The sequence below is a fragment of the Mesobacillus subterraneus genome, assembly GCF_020524355.2.
Classification (GTDB): Bacteria; Bacillota; Bacilli; order Bacillales; family Cytobacillaceae; genus Mesobacillus; species Mesobacillus subterraneus_C.
The window spans coordinates 2,995,390-3,010,875 of the sequence record NZ_CP129019.1 but is presented as its reverse complement, the minus strand read 5'-3'; the positions used below and the strand labels follow the sequence as shown (position 1 = coordinate 3,010,875).

Genomic DNA, 15,486 nt, shown 5'->3' with positions numbered 1-15,486 from the left:
CGAATGAGATCTGATAGGCATCAACATACAAAAAGTAAAAAGAGGATCAGATGGTCGAGCATTTTTTTCCTGCTACTCCTTATTGTAGGAGCGGTTGCGCTATATTCCTATATGCAGTACCGTTCGGGGGTAAATCAATCTGAGAAGACAGCAAATGAGAATAAACAGGTGTACAAATTTAATGGTGAGAGCGACCGGAATGGTCTCACGAATATCCTGTTGATTGGCAGCGATGCTAGAGAAAAGGAAACATCGCGTTCAGACACAATCATGATCGCCAGTTATCATCCAGATACAGAGTCATATAAATTAACCTCAATCATGAGGGATACTTATGTGGAGATTCCGGGACACGGGATGAATAAAATCAATGCTGCGTTTTCGCTTGGCGGCCCGGAACTATTGAGGGAGACAATAAAGGAAAACTTTGATGTAAGCCTGCAATATTATTCAATCGTCGATTTTGAAGGGTTTGTCCATCTGGTTGATGAAGCATTCCCAGAGGGGGTTGAAGTCAATGTTGAAAAGAAGATGTCAGAGGGAATTGGTGTCACACTGGAACCAGGTGTGCAAAGACTGGATGGAAAACATTTGCTTGGATATGTCCGGTTCCGCCAGGATGCAGTCGGTGATTTTGGCCGTGTAGAACGCCAGCAAAATGTCATAAAGGAAGTCGGCAAGCAGTTCGCGAGCATTCAGACACTGCCAAAGCTGCCTAAATTAGTGGGGGTACTTACGCCGTTTATCAATACCAATATGGATACAGGCGATATTTTATTTATGGGAAAAGGGCTGATTTCGAAGGATAATCGGAATATCGAAACACTGAGGATTCCTGTTGAAGGCTCGTTTGAGAACCAGCGGGTGAGCGGTGCAGGACTAGTATTGGCGATAAACTTTGAAGAAAACAGGGCCGCGCTGCAGGAATTTTTAACAAAATAGATAACTTGTAAAAAATTACCCAAATTAAGAATTTGGGGTGTACAATTATTTCTAAGAGGTAAATACGATAAGGTAATCAGAACTCTGCCCAGTCCTGATTACCGAGTGCTTTGGACAAGGAGATTTCAATGGATGTAGAATTATTGAAAGAATGGTTTACAATCGAAAACATTATGGATTTGCTCAACCAATACCGATCGTTTGGCCCAATTCCAGGAATTTTGCTGCCGATGCTGGAAGCTTTTTTGCCTTTCCTGCCATTGTTTCTATTTGTTATGGCAAATGCGAACGCATTTGGGCTGTGGCTTGGGTTTCTATTTTCCTGGACTGGAGCAGTTCTCGGTGCTCTGCTCGTTTTCTTGATTTTTCGCACGTATGGCCAGGGACGGATCCTAAGGTTTTTACAGCGTCACCCCAAAGTCCAGAAGGGGATGAATTGGATAGAACGCCACGGGTTTGGCCCGATATTCCTGTTGCTGTGCTTTCCCTTTACTCCATCTGCCCTCGTCAATATTGTTGCAGGGCTTTCAAAAATAAGTATGGTAATACATGCATCGCTCGCATGATAACAGGGAAAATGGTGATGATCTTTACCATCAGTTTCGTAGGTTATGATATTCGTTCATTGATCACCAATCCGGCGCGGACTGCGATCGTTCTCGCAGTAATTGCCATTCTGTGGTATATCGGCAAAAGAATTGAAGTAAAAATGAATATGAGTGTAGGAAAAGACGATAATGACAGATAGCAGGATAACAGGTGGTGAAGGAAGTCGATGAAAGAAATCGTGAAAAGGGAAGGGCTCGAATGGATCAAGGCTTTTGCTCTCGGAATGATCATTTTTATCTTTATAAGGATCTTCTTTTTTTCCAATTATGTAGTTGAAGGGGAATCTATGCTTCCTACACTGGAAGATGGGAATAAAGTCGTTGTCAATAAGCTTGGATATGAGACAGAAAATCTCGAAAGATTTGACGTGATTGTCTTCCATGCCAATGAGGATGAGGACTTTGTGAAGAGGGTCATCGGCCTGCCAGGCGATAAAGTTGAATATCGAGAGGATAGGCTATTCATCAATGGCAAAAAGGTGGAGGAACCATTCTTGGATCAGTACCGCAACCAATCCCCAGTGGGCTACTTGACTGGCGATTTTACGCTTCAGGACTTAACAGGGGCTGAAAGCGTGCCTGAAGGAAAACTATTTGTCCTTGGTGATAACCGTCTTGGGAGCTGGGACAGCAGACAGTTTGGTTTCATTTCAGAAAAGCAGGTCGTTGGCAAGGTTAATCTCAGATACTGGCAGCTAGAGGAAATGGATGTATCGTTCTGAGCCATACATATAGAGAAGCGGAAAGGCTCGTCATTTTTCGAGTCTTTTTTTATTTCGTTCATGTTAAACTAATAAGACCATTATAAAATAGGGCGGAGATTACATGCAGGGAACATTGCCATTGATCAAAACAAAATTAATTGTTCCTGGCTTACAGGAGCAATGGATAAGACGAGCAAAATTATCAAGAAAAATGAAAGCGGTTTCTGAAAAAGCGCTGACCATTATTCAGGCTGGCGCAGGTTATGGCAAGAGTACGGCACTGGCCTTGCATGTCAAGGATGAGAGCCAGTCATGCTGCTGGTACACAATCACTTCTTCCGATGATGATATTCTTCCGTTTCTATCCTATTTGACAGCCTCGATTCAAACCTTGTTCCCGGATTTTGGCCATGAGTTAATTACTTATATGAAAAAAATGGACCGTTATATAAGAGAAGAGGAACTTAGTATGCTCTCTTCGCTTTTTATCAATGAAACCCTCCAAATACCTGAGAAAATCATTGTCATCCTTGATGATTTTCACGCAATCGAACATTCCTACCATATCAATGTCTGGTTGGAAAAACTGCTGGAGCATATGCCCGGACATCTCCATCTTGTCATTTCAACCAGGACGAAGCCTGGTTGGAAAGTCCTTGCGAAGTTGAATGCCAGGAATGAATTGAATGAGATTTCAAAGGCAGATTTGATTTTTGGCAAAGAAGAGATTGAACTGCTTCTTTCTGATTATTATCAGCTTGCTATCAGTGACGAACAGCTCGACCAGTTGTATCAAATTACAGAAGGGTGGGTCATTGCAATTGGAATGATCGCTCAGCAGCTCCCTCACTTGAAAAGTCTGGATGATCTTCTGGCAGAGCCGGCAAAGTCGCTTGAGGATTTGTTTCAATACCTGGTTTATGAAGTGTTTTCGAAACAGCCTCTCATGATTCAGCAATTCCTTGAACAGACAAGCATCTTTGAAGAACTAAGTACGGATATATGCGATCATATCCTCGGTATGAACGGTTCCATCCAGATGCTGCAGCAGCTGACCGCGAAAAATTTGTTCATCCAGCAGATAGGAGAAAGCCAGTTCAGGTATCATGCCCTTTTTCGCGAATTCCTCGAGACCAGACTGATCACGAGCCAGCCTGGTCAATACAGAGTATTAATGATGAGTAGTGCCCATTATTTTGAAAAAAGGGGGCAGTGGGAAGAGGCATTATACTGCTATGAGAAAATTGGCCAATTCACCGCTGCTGCAGCGATTATGGACGAACAGGGGATGGAGCTTCTCGAAATGGGCAAGCTCGAGAATTTGCAGGAGCGGCTTGCGAAAATCCCGCTGGAAGATAAAAGCCGCTATTGTTCACTTTTGTTTCTAGAAGGTGAGGTTTACCGTTACCGCTCATTGTACAAGCAAGCGGAATCGTGTTATGAGCAGGCAATACAGACAGCTGACAGGATTGGGAATGCAGAATGGAAAAGCAAGGCTCTAGAAGGCAAAGCGAAAATTTATCTTGATACGATCCAGCCGCTTAAAGCTGAACGCATTTTAGCTCAGGCAATAGAGCTTCGGGAAGCGGCGATGCTTGATGCTCCCGCGGAGGAAACAGGAAGGCTTTATCGCCTTCTTGCTGAAAACCTGATCAATTCCGGGCAGGCATTAAAAGCAGAAAGGTGGATTGAACGGGCAAGGTCGATGGGGGTCCATATTGAGGATGGAAACCTGGAAGCCCGGCTATATTTGAGGACCGGCCGATTCCAAGAAACGAGAAGAATTTTAACAGATGCAAAGGCGATTGGTCATCTGGATGACAAACTGCATTTGCCGCAATCACACAGAGAGACAGATCTGCTGCTGGCACTGATTGAAGCTTTTACAGGCAATGGAATGAAAGCAAAGACTTTATCTCAATCAGGCATCCAGTATGGGATTGATATCCAGGCTCCATTTGTGGAAGCTTGCGGATGGATCAGGATGGTCCATGCAGTCCAGCTGATAGAACAATATAATCTCACACTTGCTGAAAAATGCTATGAAACGGCACTTGATATCATGGGACGTTTGAGCATCGAACGCGGGAAGGCTGAACCGCTGATGGGACTGTGCATTCTTTATGGCTCAAGGCGTGAATATGAGAGGGCTGCTGAGGCGGGGAGAAAGGCACTGCTTGAAACAGAACAGGTGAAGGATATCTGGCTTTCAGCACTGATAACGCTTTGCCTCGCGATTGCGTCAATTTATAATGGCAGGCACAGGGAGGCGAGCGAGAACCTTCATAAAGCAGAGGGGCTGATCAACCAGTGTGGTGATGAATATGGGCGAATGCTGCTGTCGTTTTGGAAGTCCTATTTTTATTTTTCATTAAATGAAGATGAAGAATTCAAATTAGCATTTTCAAGCTTTTTAAAATTGATGAAAACAGGCGGATATGAATTTTTCCTGAAAAAGCGGACGACATTTGGGCCGCGGGACTTGCAGGTGTTCGCACCTATGCTCATTGAAGCGGTAAAGCAATCAATAGCCCCTGGATACGCTGAGAAGTTGTTGGAGGATTTGAAGATTCCGAGCCTGAGTGCCCATCCCGGCTATTCATTAAGGGTCCAAACGCTTGGCCAATTCCGGCTCTGGCTTGGAGACAGGGAAGTGGAGGAAAGGGATTGGCAGAGAGGAAAGGCGAAAGAGCTTTTCCAGCTATTCTTGACAAAGAGGAGCCAGTTCCTGATGAAGGAAGATATTTTCCAGATTCTTTGGCCAACTCATGAGGAAAAGAATGCAGACAGAGACTTTAAAGTTGCCCTGAATGCCTTGAATAATGTTCTTGAGCCTGCGCGCAAAGCGAGATCCACCCCATTTTTCATTATCAGGGAAGGATCGGGATACGGAATAAACCCTCATGCAGCAATTGAACTGGACTCGCGAATATTCGAAGAATGGGCAGAATCCGGACTTGAAGAGAAGAACACGGAAAAATCAATGGAAGAACTAGAGGGTGCCCTGAATTTATATAATGGGGATTATCTTCCCGAACGACGGTATGAGGACTGGTGCCTCAATGAGCGAGAACAGCTGCTTGTTTATTTTTTGCGAAGTGCGGAGAAGCTGGCGCAGCTGAATGTAAGGCGTGAAAACTATGATTCTGCCATTCATTGGTGCCAAAAAATCCTCCACAGGGACAGAACATGGGAGGAGGCCTACCGATTGCTGATGTTCTGCTATTATCGGAAGAACAATCGTCCGCAAGCTATCCGGTGGTATAAAAAATGCAGTGAAGTACTGGAGGAAGAACTGGGAGTCACCCCGCTGGAACCAACAAAGCATATGTATGAGATGATTATTGAAGGACAAAATCAGTAGACTTACAGGAGGTTGGTTGATGAAAAGAATGGACCCTGGAAGGACTTTGCCATCAAGGGCCTTGATGGCTACTGTATCGCATTTGGCGGGACAGAAGGCTATTGACTTGAACCTGCAGCATCCTTTTTACTAGTTTATGTCACAGTCAAGATCCGGTCGAAATAACTCTTTATGATCAGCCATCTTGCAGGATAGGATAAAGCGAAATCTTCGATAGACTCATTGGAGTAGATGAACAGGCAGTCAATCTGCTTTTTATGGAGTTTTAAATCATAGAGCAGAGCGTGTGGAATCGTATAATGCTCGTTTAATTGATAAGGATTTAATTTTACAGGAGCTACCCTTTCTTTATTCATAAAATCAAGCAGGGCTGCTTGCTGGATGTCAACACTCTCATTTTGTGATTGTCCGTTTATATGAATCTTTTCATTGATCAAATAGATTCCCATCATAGAAATCCCCTCCATGTTTTAGGCAATGTAGTACCGTTATTGCCATAAAAATAGGAGGGGATACTCTTTTTTTAGGAAGTTTTGTGATGGTAGTCGATTTATCGATGACGGTATTTATAAATCAATCCTGCGATGACATTAGCGGGAATGAACAAAATATTCGATTGCAGGTTCATATGAAGGATTTCTTCCTGGACAGGCATTTCCTCGTACATTTGACTTTGTGAAAGCTGCTTCTTTTTCTTTATTTCTTCGATTTTTTTGATATATCTGTACTGGATTGGCGTCATGATGACGGTGGTAATGATCCATGGCAATATGAAGATGATCATGATTAATAAAAATACGGAATCCATCGAAGTTGTCCCCCTTTTATGTATCTGTCTATACGGAATAAGCCTCTTTTTGGTTTCACTTTTAACTGTATTTTAGAACTTCAACCATTCATTGCTAATACAATTCAGCATGATGTAACTCATTTGTAACTGGAATTCTTTAAGATGATGTCAAAGCTTGTGGGCTTTGGAATCACCATTTTAAAGGGGGAAAGGAAATGAAAGCTGGTCAACGGAATTTTGTTTTATCATTGATGCTCATTTTGGTCCTGTTGTTTACAAGTGCCTGCAGTGGATCGGGAACAGAGAAGTCAGGCGGCACTGAAGGGAAAGACGGAAAAGATGAACCGAAGAACTCGGAACCAATCAAGATTGGTGTGCTGGCTTCGCAAACAGGCGGACTTGAGGCTTATGGAAAACAGACACTTCGCGGATTCGAGCTGGGACTTGAATACGCTACTGACGGAACAAATGAAGTGGCGGGACGTAAAATTGAATTTATTGTTGAAGATACGGAAACCAAACCTGAAGTAGCCGTCCAGAAAGCGACGAAGCTGCTTGAAGAGGATGAAGTAGACTTCCTGGTCGGTTCTTCCAGTTCAGGTGACACGCTGGCAGTCCTGCCGCTGGCTGAGGAATATGAAAAAATCATGATTGTCGAGCCAGCTGTAGCAGACAGCATCACTGGCTCTGAATTCAATGAATTTATTTTCCGCACGGCGCGCAACTCTTCTCAGGATGCTGTTGCGGGTGCCGCGGCAATCGCGAAGGATGGGGTGAAAATCGCGACCCTTGCTCCAGATTATTCATTTGGGCGTGATGGTGTCGCAGCGTTCAAAGAAGCAGCTGAAAAACTTGGCGCAGAAGTCGTCCATGAAGAATATGCAGACCCAGCTGCAACTGATTTCACTTCCAACATCCAGAAGATCATCGACCAGAAGCCAGATTACTTGTTCGTCGTCTGGGCTGGTGCGAATTCACCATGGAACCAGATTTCTGATATGAAGGTCCAGGAAAAAGGAATCAAAATATCCACAGGTGCACCTGATATCGCTGCGCTTGCAACGATGGAGCCGCTTGTCGGTATGGAAGGCTTCACCGTTTATTATCATGACCTGCCACAAAATGACATCAATAAATGGCTTGTTGATGAACATAAGAAGCGTTTTAACGGTGAGCTTCCAGATTTATTTACTCCAGGAGGGATGACAGCCGCGATGGCGATCGTCGAAGCTTTGAAGAAAACAGAAGGTGACACCGATTCCAAAAAATTGATCGAGACAATGGAAGGAATGAGCTTTGATACTCCAAAAGGACAAATGACCTTCCGGGAAGAAGACCATCAGGCACTCCAGTCCCTATACGCAATCAAGCTTGAGAAGAAAGATGGAGTCGACTATCCAGTCCCTGTCCTGATCCGCGAGCTCTCACCAGAAGAAACAGCACCACCGATCCGTAATTAACAAAGAAAAATAAGAAAGTATAAAATCACCTCGAGAGCTGTCCAGCTCCAGCGCCTAGCCCCTCGAGGCGCTTCGGTCCTGCCAATGAAGTCAAAGAACGACTTCACTGTCAGGCCCTCCAGCGCTTGTCGGGGCTGACCAAGGCGCTTGCGCTCCAAATATCATAATGAACTTCGGTAACTCAGCCGGAGTTCATTATGCTTTTACTGAATTCTTACTTAGGTATCAATCGATTAAGGTGGTGAAGCATATGACGGCGATTATCGAGACGAAAGACCTCAGCATTACATTTGGCGGTCATACCGCGGTAGATTCTGTCAGCATCTCAGTTCCGCATAATCATTTCAAATCAATTATCGGTCCGAATGGTGCTGGAAAAACGACTTTCTTCAACTTATTGAGCGGGCAGCTCACGCCGACGAAAGGACAGGTCTTCTATAAAGGCAGTGAAATTACAAAGCTCTCTCCGACAAAAAGAACGAGGACCGGAATCGGACGGTCCTTCCAAATCACCAATGTGTTCCCAAGCTTGACGGTAATGGAAAATGTCCGTCTTGCAGTTCAATCACATGAGGGAGTCCGCTATCAGATGCTCAGGCATTTTCGTTTCTTTAAAAATTTTGAGGAGCAGGCAGAAGAGTGGCTGAAGCTTGTATTGCTGAATGACAAGAAGGATGCACTGGCAAGGAATCTTGCTCATGGTGAAAAAAGGAAGCTGGAGATCGCGATGCTGCTTGCTTTGAACACAGAGGTGCTGCTTCTGGATGAACCTACAGCTGGGATGTCACTGGAAGAGGTTCCGGCAATCCTGGAGGTAATCAGGAAAATCAAGGAGCGCGGAGACCGGACGATCATTTTGATTGAACACAAAATGGATATGATCATGGATCTTTCTGATTCCATCATGGTCTTGTTCAATGGTGCCCTGCTCGCCGATGGGACGCCAGCAGAAATCATGAAAAATGAAACGGTCCAGTCTGCCTATTTGGGAGGTTTGCATAGTGAGCACGCTGCTGAAGCTTGACCAGGTTGAGACATTCATAGGTCAGTATCATATCCTACAAGGCATTTCTTTTGAAGTGCCAAAGGGGGGAGGTTACCGTACTGCTGGGGCGGAATGGTGCCGGCAAAACAACGACACTCAGAACGATCATGGGACTGAATCCGGCTGCGAAAGGTTCGGTCACTTTTAAAGGTGAAGAAATCAAGAGCCTGCCGACTTTCACGATTGCAAATAAAGGCATCGGCTACGTGCCTGAAGACCAGGGGATTTTTGCCGGCCTGAGCGTCGAGGAAAATATCAAGGTAGCAGTCAAAAAGGAGGAGAACGATGAGACCCAACAGCGACTGGATTGGATTCTTGATTTATTTCCTGATTTGAAAAAGTTCTGGAAAAAACCAGGCGGGCTTTTGAGCGGCGGCCAGAAGCAAATGCTTTCAATCGCAAGAGCATATGTCAATGACAATGAACTTCTCTTGATTGATGAACCGAGCAAAGGCCTGCACCGATCGTCGTCGAGAAGGTTATGGAATCGATCCAGCAAATGAAGGATAAAACGACAATTATCCTTGTAGAACAAAACTTTATGATGGCCAGCAGTATTGGCGACAGCTTTTATATTATCGATGATGGCAGGACAGTTTCGAACGGCTCGATGAACCTCCTTCGTGAGGACGAAGAAATGAGACGTAAATATCTCGGTATTGCATAAGAAAGGGGGAAGAAAGAGTGGATGTACTGATTAACTTGAGTCTTAACGGTCTTGCCACGGGAATGCTGATCTTCCTTCTGGCTGCGGGTCTTACATTGATTTTCGGGTTGATGGATGTACTGAACTTTGCCCATGGTGGTTTGTTTGCCTGGGGCGCGTACAGTGGCGTTTGGATATATAGCTCGACAGGAAGCTTTGTTATCGGGATCATCGGTGCCATCCTTACTGGCATGATTCTCGGAATTGTCACTGAGCGTTGGATCATTAAACCTGTTTACGGCAATCATGTGCAGCAAATATTGATTACGCTCGGCTTGATGCTTGTTTTATCAGAGATGTTAAAAGTGGTCTGGGGACCTAACCAGATTTCGGCGACAACCCCTGATTACCTTTCTGGCAGCTGGGAGTTTGGCGGGATCATCATCATTAAATACCGTGTTTTTATCATAGCTGTCGGGTTCGCGGTATTCCTGGCAGTACAGTACTTGCTTAAAAAGACGAAAATTGGCCTGGTTGTTCGCGCGGGCGTAATGAACAAGGAAATGGTCCAATCGCTAGGGATCAACATCCAGAAAGTGTTCATGTTCGTTTTCATGATTGGAGCTGGAATGGCTGCTCTTGGCGGTATGTTGCTGGGACCATATTCTGGCGTGATTTATGCAGATATGGGGATGGAATTCGCGATCCTCGCATTCATCGTAGTGGTTATTGGAGGAATGGGCAGCTTTACAGGTTCTGTAATGGCCGCAATTTTGGTTGGATTGTCAGGTTCATTCATGGCCTATTATGTGCCTGACCTTGCGCTTGCAGCTAACATGCTTCTGATGGCAGTGGTATTAATTTTCAGGCCGCAGGGTTTATTCGGGGCAAAGGGGTGAGGAGATGATGACAAGAATGTTTTCAAATCGCTTGAACATCTTATATTTGATTGTCGCTGGATTCCTGGCAGTACTTCCGTTTGTCTACGATTCAAGGAGCATGCTCATCCTTCTCTCCCAAGTGTTTATTTTTGCCGTACTGGCCATGAGCTATGACATCCTGCTCGGATACACTGGGATTGTCTCGTTCGGCCATGCGATGTTCTTCGGAATCGGTGCGTATACAGTAGGTGTCTTCATGAAAAGGTTTGAACCCGAAACAAGCTACTTTCTGCTGGCGGTCCTGGTGACGATTTTGTTGACTGCTGTTGTCAGTTATTTCGTCGGGCTGCTGACACTGCGGCTGAAAAGCCATTTTTACGCGATGCTGACGATGGCATTCGCCGGATTGTTTTTAGTACTCGCTGAAAAATGGCGTACAGTTACTTATGGAAATGATGGCTTCACTTTCAGGGTGCCGGACTTCCTGAAGGACAGGACAGACTTTTACCTAATCTGTCTTGGTTCGATGGTCATTGTCTTCATTTTATTAAAAAGATTCACCAATTCACCGCTTGGAAGAGTCCTTCAGGCGATCAGGGAAAATGAACAGAGGACTGAATCGCTCGGATACAGCGTACTTCAATATAAAGTCATTGCCAGTGTTGTCTCAGGTGTCATCGCTGGTATTGCGGGAATTTTATATGCCGTTTCTCTAAGGTTCGTTAATACCAGTGTTTTTACAATGGATATCACACTTGATGCCTTGCTGATGACGATCATTGGCGGTGTCGGGACGCTTGTCGGGGCGATTATTGGAGCGGGAATCATTGAGTTTTCGCATCACTGGCTGACAGAGCTGGCGAAGGTTCACTGGATATTCGAAAGATGGATCATCTTTTTCGGGATCATTTATATCCTTGCTGTCATGTTCTTCCCAATGGGCATCGTTGGTTCCTTGCAAAAACTCAAATTCAAAAAGAAAAAGAAAGCTTCGGTTCCGGTTGAATCAGAGGCCGTAAGCCAGGGAGATTCGTGATGGAAACAAAGCAAGTGACTTCATTCGTCCTGCGTTTTCAGCTCGCGGACATCGAGATGGACAGCGGCAGAAAATACTGGAGAGTCAAAGTGACATATGTTCAGGCAGAAAAGGAAGCGGTGTTTGATTCCGTAGAGTCGGCAATGGCATTTATTAAAGAAATAGTTGGAGAATCATAGGTTCGATTTTTATAGGAGTGGTGAAATTGCAGATTGGCATTGTCAGTACGGGAATCTACCTTCCTGAAAACTACGTCACAGGAAAGGAAATTGCCAAGTTGGCAGGAATTCCCGAACAAGTTGTGGAAGAAAAAATGGGAATCAGGAAAAAGCCGGTGCCAGGCCCGGATGACCATACATGTGAGATGGGGATCAGTGCTGCAAGAATTGCGTTGGAAAAAGCAAAAATGGATCCAATGGACATCGACCTTGTCATCTATATTGGTGAGGAATACAAGGAGTATCCATTATGGACAGCCGGAATCAAGCTGCAGGAGGAAATCGGTGCAAGAAATGCCTGGGCATTCGATACAGCATTAAGATGCGGAACAACTGTCATGGCTCTGAAGCTTGCGAAAGGAATGATGCTCTCTGATTCGGCGATCAATACCGTCCTCCTTGCTGGAGGCTATCGGAATGGTGATTTCATAGATTACCAGAATCCAAGAACGCGGTTCATGTACAATCTCGGGGCCGGCGGCGGTGCGATATTACTGCAAAAGGGCCATCAGGAGAACTTGGTGATGGAAACAGAAGTGATTACGGATGGATCTTTTTCCGAGGATGTCGTCGTCGTTTCCGGCGGAACAAAAAACCCGATTTCAGCGGAGAATCTGGAGCGCGGCCTCTACAAGCTGGATGTTCTCGACCCTCTGGGAATGAAAGAGCGGCTGGAGCAAAAGTCCATGGCCAATTTCCTGAAGGTCATCTCTCGGTCCGTTGAAAAAAGCGGGTTTACCGAAAAGGATATTTCCTATGTCGGGATGTTACACATGAAGCGGTCAGCTCATGATTTTGTATTGCGGAAGCTGGGGCTTGGAGAAGAAAACTCTATCTACCTCGAAGACTATGGGCATATTGGACAGATTGACCAGATCCTGTCGCTGGAACTGGCAGAAAAGGTCGGGAAATTGAAGGACGGTGATGTAGCTGTTCTGGTAAGTGCCGGGATAGGCTATGCATGGGGGGCAACAACCATTCGTTGGGGAAAGGGTGAGCTGTAATGGAAAAAACGGCAGTGGAATTGAAGAAAGTTGATTTGCAGAATGGTGAAACAATATCGTATAGAGAACGGGATGGTGGAAACAAAAATGTACTATTGATCCATGGCAATATGACCTCATCCAAGCATTGGGACTTGTTGATTGACGCGATTGATCCTGAATATAAAATTTTTGCAGTGGACCTGCGGGGGTTCGGTGAATCCAGCTATCATAAGCCGATCATGTCGATCAAGGATTTTTCTGATGATGTAAAAATGTTTGTGGATGAAATTGGGCTGAAGGATTTTGCCCTTGTCGGCTGGTCGACTGGAGGAGCGGTAGGGATGCAGTTCGCTGCTGATTACCCGGGTTATTGTGAAAAGCTTGTGCTGCTCGCCTCTGCATCAACGAGAGGATATCCGTTCTTCGGCACGAGTGAGGAAGGACTGCCGGATAGTAACAACCGACTGGTTACTTATGAGGATGTAAAGGCGGATGCCGGTAAAACGGTTGCTGTCCAGACAGCCTATGACCAGCAGAATAGAGGATTTTTAAAAGCCATGTGGAATATGTTGATTTATACCGATCGTCAGCCGGAAGAACGGCATTATGACGAATATGTTGATGATATGCTGACCCAGCGTAACTTGGCTGAAGTCTACCATTCTCTTAATACTTTTAACCTTAGTGCATTCAGCAATGGATTGAAGGATGGTACAGATCAGGTAAAGGATATTCAGATACCTGTGCTTGTGCTCCGGGGGGACCGGGATTTCGTTGTTACTGGCAGGATGGCAGAGGAGATTGTTGAAGATTTCGAGGGGCGGGCAAGGTTTGTGGAACTGAAGGATTGCGGACACTCGCCCTTAGTGGATGACCTGGATCAGCTATTGCAGCATGTTGAAGGATTTTTAGCAGAGTAGGAAGGTGTTTTTATGAGATTGAAAGATAAAGTAGCGATTATTACTGGTGCAGCGAACGGGATCGGTCTTGCTGCTGCAAAGACTTTTGCCCGTGAAGGCGCCAGTGTTGCCATGGCGGACTTTGATGAGGAAACAGGAACGAAGCGCGCAGCTGAGCTGTCTGCAGAAGGCTATGACGTAGGATTTTTTCAGGTGAATGTTGCCGACAGAATAAGTGTTGACTCGTTGATTCAAAACGTTCTTGGCAGCTTTGGCAAAATTGATGTTTTAATAAATAATGCAGGCATCACTAGGGATGGGATGCTTCATAAGCTTTCAGGCGAGGATTTTCAAAAGGTCGTTGATGTCAATCTGACCGGAGTATTCAATTGTGCCCAGGCGGTTGTGCCAGCAATGGTCCAGCAAGGATCAGGGAGAATCATCAATACATCCTCAGTTTCCGGCATATACGGCAATGTGGGACAGACAAACTACGCAGCAACCAAAGCCGGGGTCGTCGGCATGACGAAAACTTGGGCAAAGGAACTTGGCCGCAAAGGCATCAATGTTAATGCAGTTGCCCCGGGGTTCATTGAAACAGGTATGACAGCCGCAGTGCCAGACAAAGTCATTGAACAAATGAAGATGCTTGTCCCGCTTGGCAGGCTCGGTTTGCCAGAAGACATTGCCGACGCCTATTTGTTCCTTGCTTCAGACGAATCAAAATATGTAAACGGCACCACCCTCCATGTAGATGGCGGGATTATGATGTAAGATGGAAAGCGCACTCGTTGCGCTTTTTTATTTTGCAATTGGTGGGTGATAAGGGAGTGAAAGTTTCCAACGGGGATTAAATTTGTCTCAAGAGGGATTAAATCTCCTTCAACGGGGATTAAATTTGTCTCAAGAGGGATTAAATCTCCTTCAACGGGGATTAAACTTGTTCCAACGGTGATTAAAGCCCCTTCAATAAGGGGGAAAAATGACGAACTTGTAAAAACTTCGTTAACAGCCTAAGCATTTGATTCGACTGTATATATATTTGGGCCAAGCGGTGATAAAATGTTCTCAACTGGAGATAAATTTGTTTCAACTGGAAATAACTCTCTTTCAACTGCAGAAATATTCGAGATGAATGTAGATAAATTCGTATCAAACTCACCAAACCTCGAAAAAACCTCTTAACTGATATTAAAATTGCTTCAACAAGTATTAAATTTCAGCCAACTGGTTTTAAAACTAGCTCTCCCAATAAAGGAGGACAAACCGGCCATTAAATTACCAGCTAATCCATTGCCCACCTCAATTTTGATTCCGCCGAATCTCACTTTAGGGTTAACTCCCCTTCAAAAGTGGTAAATGGTATAAAAAAAGGATGAGGTGCTGTACATGGAAGAAACAAAGCAGAAGTACTACTTTAATATAGAAAGCGGCGAAGTGCTGGACACGCCTGCTGAGCCGGAGGTCCATTTATTCACGCTGATTGCAACAGGTGAGGAAATTAAGGATTTGCGGGAGTATCTTATGGAAAACTATAAAGCGGACTTGGCAACCTTAGCCAACTCCAACTTTCGCCCTTTTACAGAGCCAGACCGTGAACATGCTGAATATGACTTTGCGATGAAGGAAATTTACGCAATGGTCTACAAACTGGGTGATGCCGAAGCGAGGAATCACGTAAAAAGCATGGGGATATTTTCAGAAGACGAGTTAACCGGTATATAAACTATTGACACCATAGCTGATGCTGTGGTGTTTTTGCTGTGTTTTTAGTATGAGAAAACTATAAGTAGTTTGCCTAATCCAGCAACAGTGCTGTCCAAGGCAATCTCGCTTTTGGTCTGTAACTATCCTGTAACTCCCTTCGCCTAAAATGAATCCATCAAGACGAGTGAAGGAGAGATTGC

The 15,486-nt window shown here is 44.9% G+C and carries 14 protein-coding genes and 2 pseudogenes; 14 read left to right on the top strand and 2 right to left on the bottom strand.

Features of this window, described 5'->3' with window-relative positions:
- The first annotated feature begins 3 nt into the window (after window positions 1–3).
- The 4 genes and pseudogenes from LC048_RS15645 to LC048_RS15630 all read left to right on the top strand — a co-directional run bounded on the left by LC048_RS15645 (window position 4) and on the right by LC048_RS15630 (window position 5,618).
- Complete coding sequence (locus LC048_RS15645) at window positions 4–942, top strand: LCP family protein (protein WP_226600057.1); 939 nt, start codon at window positions 4–6, stop codon at window positions 940–942.
- Between the two features lie 128 nt (window positions 943–1,070).
- Window positions 1,071–1,690 (top strand): annotated as a pseudogene (locus LC048_RS15640) (TVP38/TMEM64 family protein).
- Between the two features lie 27 nt (window positions 1,691–1,717).
- Complete coding sequence (gene lepB / locus LC048_RS15635) at window positions 1,718–2,272, top strand: signal peptidase I (RefSeq protein ID WP_306048028.1); 555 nt, start codon at window positions 1,718–1,720, stop codon at window positions 2,270–2,272.
- Between the two features lie 103 nt (window positions 2,273–2,375).
- Window positions 2,376–5,618, top strand: a complete 3,243-nt coding sequence (locus LC048_RS15630) for an AfsR/SARP family transcriptional regulator (protein WP_306048026.1) — start codon at window positions 2,376–2,378, stop codon at window positions 5,616–5,618.
- A gap of 134 nt (window positions 5,619–5,752) precedes the next feature.
- Here the strand turns inward: LC048_RS15630 and LC048_RS15625 are convergent, their stop codons facing one another.
- On the bottom strand, window positions 5,753–6,070 hold the full coding sequence (locus LC048_RS15625) for a hypothetical protein (protein WP_226600061.1): 318 nt from the start codon (window positions 6,068–6,070) through the stop codon (window positions 5,753–5,755).
- Between the two features lie 98 nt (window positions 6,071–6,168).
- A complete protein-coding gene (locus LC048_RS15620; RefSeq protein WP_226600062.1) occupies window positions 6,169–6,426 on the bottom strand; it encodes a DUF3949 domain-containing protein in 258 nt (85 codons plus the stop codon).
- Between the two features lie 197 nt (window positions 6,427–6,623).
- On the opposite strand from LC048_RS15620, the gene LC048_RS15615 reads away from it, so the two are divergent.
- From LC048_RS15615 to LC048_RS15570, 10 genes and pseudogenes are all read left to right on the top strand, one after another.
- On the top strand, window positions 6,624–7,868 hold the full coding sequence (locus LC048_RS15615; protein WP_226600063.1) for a substrate-binding domain-containing protein: 1,245 nt from the start codon (window positions 6,624–6,626) through the stop codon (window positions 7,866–7,868).
- A gap of 250 nt (window positions 7,869–8,118) precedes the next feature.
- Entirely contained in the window at window positions 8,119–8,892 is a 774-nt protein-coding gene (locus tag LC048_RS15610) for an ABC transporter ATP-binding protein (RefSeq protein WP_306048023.1), read from the top strand.
- Window positions 8,870–9,580: pseudogene (locus tag LC048_RS15605) on the top strand (ABC transporter ATP-binding protein). The gene LC048_RS15610 and the pseudogene LC048_RS15605 overlap by 23 nt, the downstream one beginning before the upstream one ends.
- Window positions 9,581–9,597: 17 nt before the next feature.
- Window positions 9,598–10,458: a branched-chain amino acid ABC transporter permease gene (locus LC048_RS15600; protein WP_226600066.1), complete on the top strand. Its 861-nt coding sequence runs from the start codon at window positions 9,598–9,600 to the stop codon at window positions 10,456–10,458.
- A 4-nt stretch (window positions 10,459–10,462) separates the two neighbouring features.
- A complete protein-coding gene (locus tag LC048_RS15595; RefSeq protein WP_371931914.1) occupies window positions 10,463–11,476 on the top strand; it encodes a branched-chain amino acid ABC transporter permease in 1,014 nt (337 codons plus the stop codon).
- Window positions 11,476–11,655, top strand: a complete 180-nt coding sequence (locus tag LC048_RS15590; protein WP_226600067.1) for a hypothetical protein — start codon at window positions 11,476–11,478, stop codon at window positions 11,653–11,655. Before LC048_RS15595 ends, LC048_RS15590 begins: the two co-directional genes overlap by 1 nt.
- Window positions 11,656–11,681: 26 nt before the next feature.
- Window positions 11,682–12,698: a 3-oxoacyl-ACP synthase gene (locus LC048_RS15585; RefSeq protein WP_306048020.1), complete on the top strand. Its 1,017-nt coding sequence runs from the start codon at window positions 11,682–11,684 to the stop codon at window positions 12,696–12,698.
- Entirely contained in the window at window positions 12,698–13,600 is a 903-nt protein-coding gene (phaZ, locus tag LC048_RS15580; RefSeq protein ID WP_226600069.1) for an intracellular short-chain-length polyhydroxyalkanoate depolymerase, read from the top strand. The genes LC048_RS15585 and phaZ overlap by 1 nt, the downstream gene beginning before the upstream one ends.
- 12 nt (window positions 13,601–13,612) lie before the next feature.
- Window positions 13,613–14,353: a 3-oxoacyl-ACP reductase FabG gene (fabG, locus tag LC048_RS15575; RefSeq protein ID WP_306048018.1), complete on the top strand. Its 741-nt coding sequence runs from the start codon at window positions 13,613–13,615 to the stop codon at window positions 14,351–14,353.
- A gap of 615 nt (window positions 14,354–14,968) precedes the next feature.
- Complete coding sequence (locus LC048_RS15570) at window positions 14,969–15,304, top strand: hydrolase (protein WP_306048017.1); 336 nt, start codon at window positions 14,969–14,971, stop codon at window positions 15,302–15,304.
- Window positions 15,305–15,486: the final 182 nt, after the last annotated feature.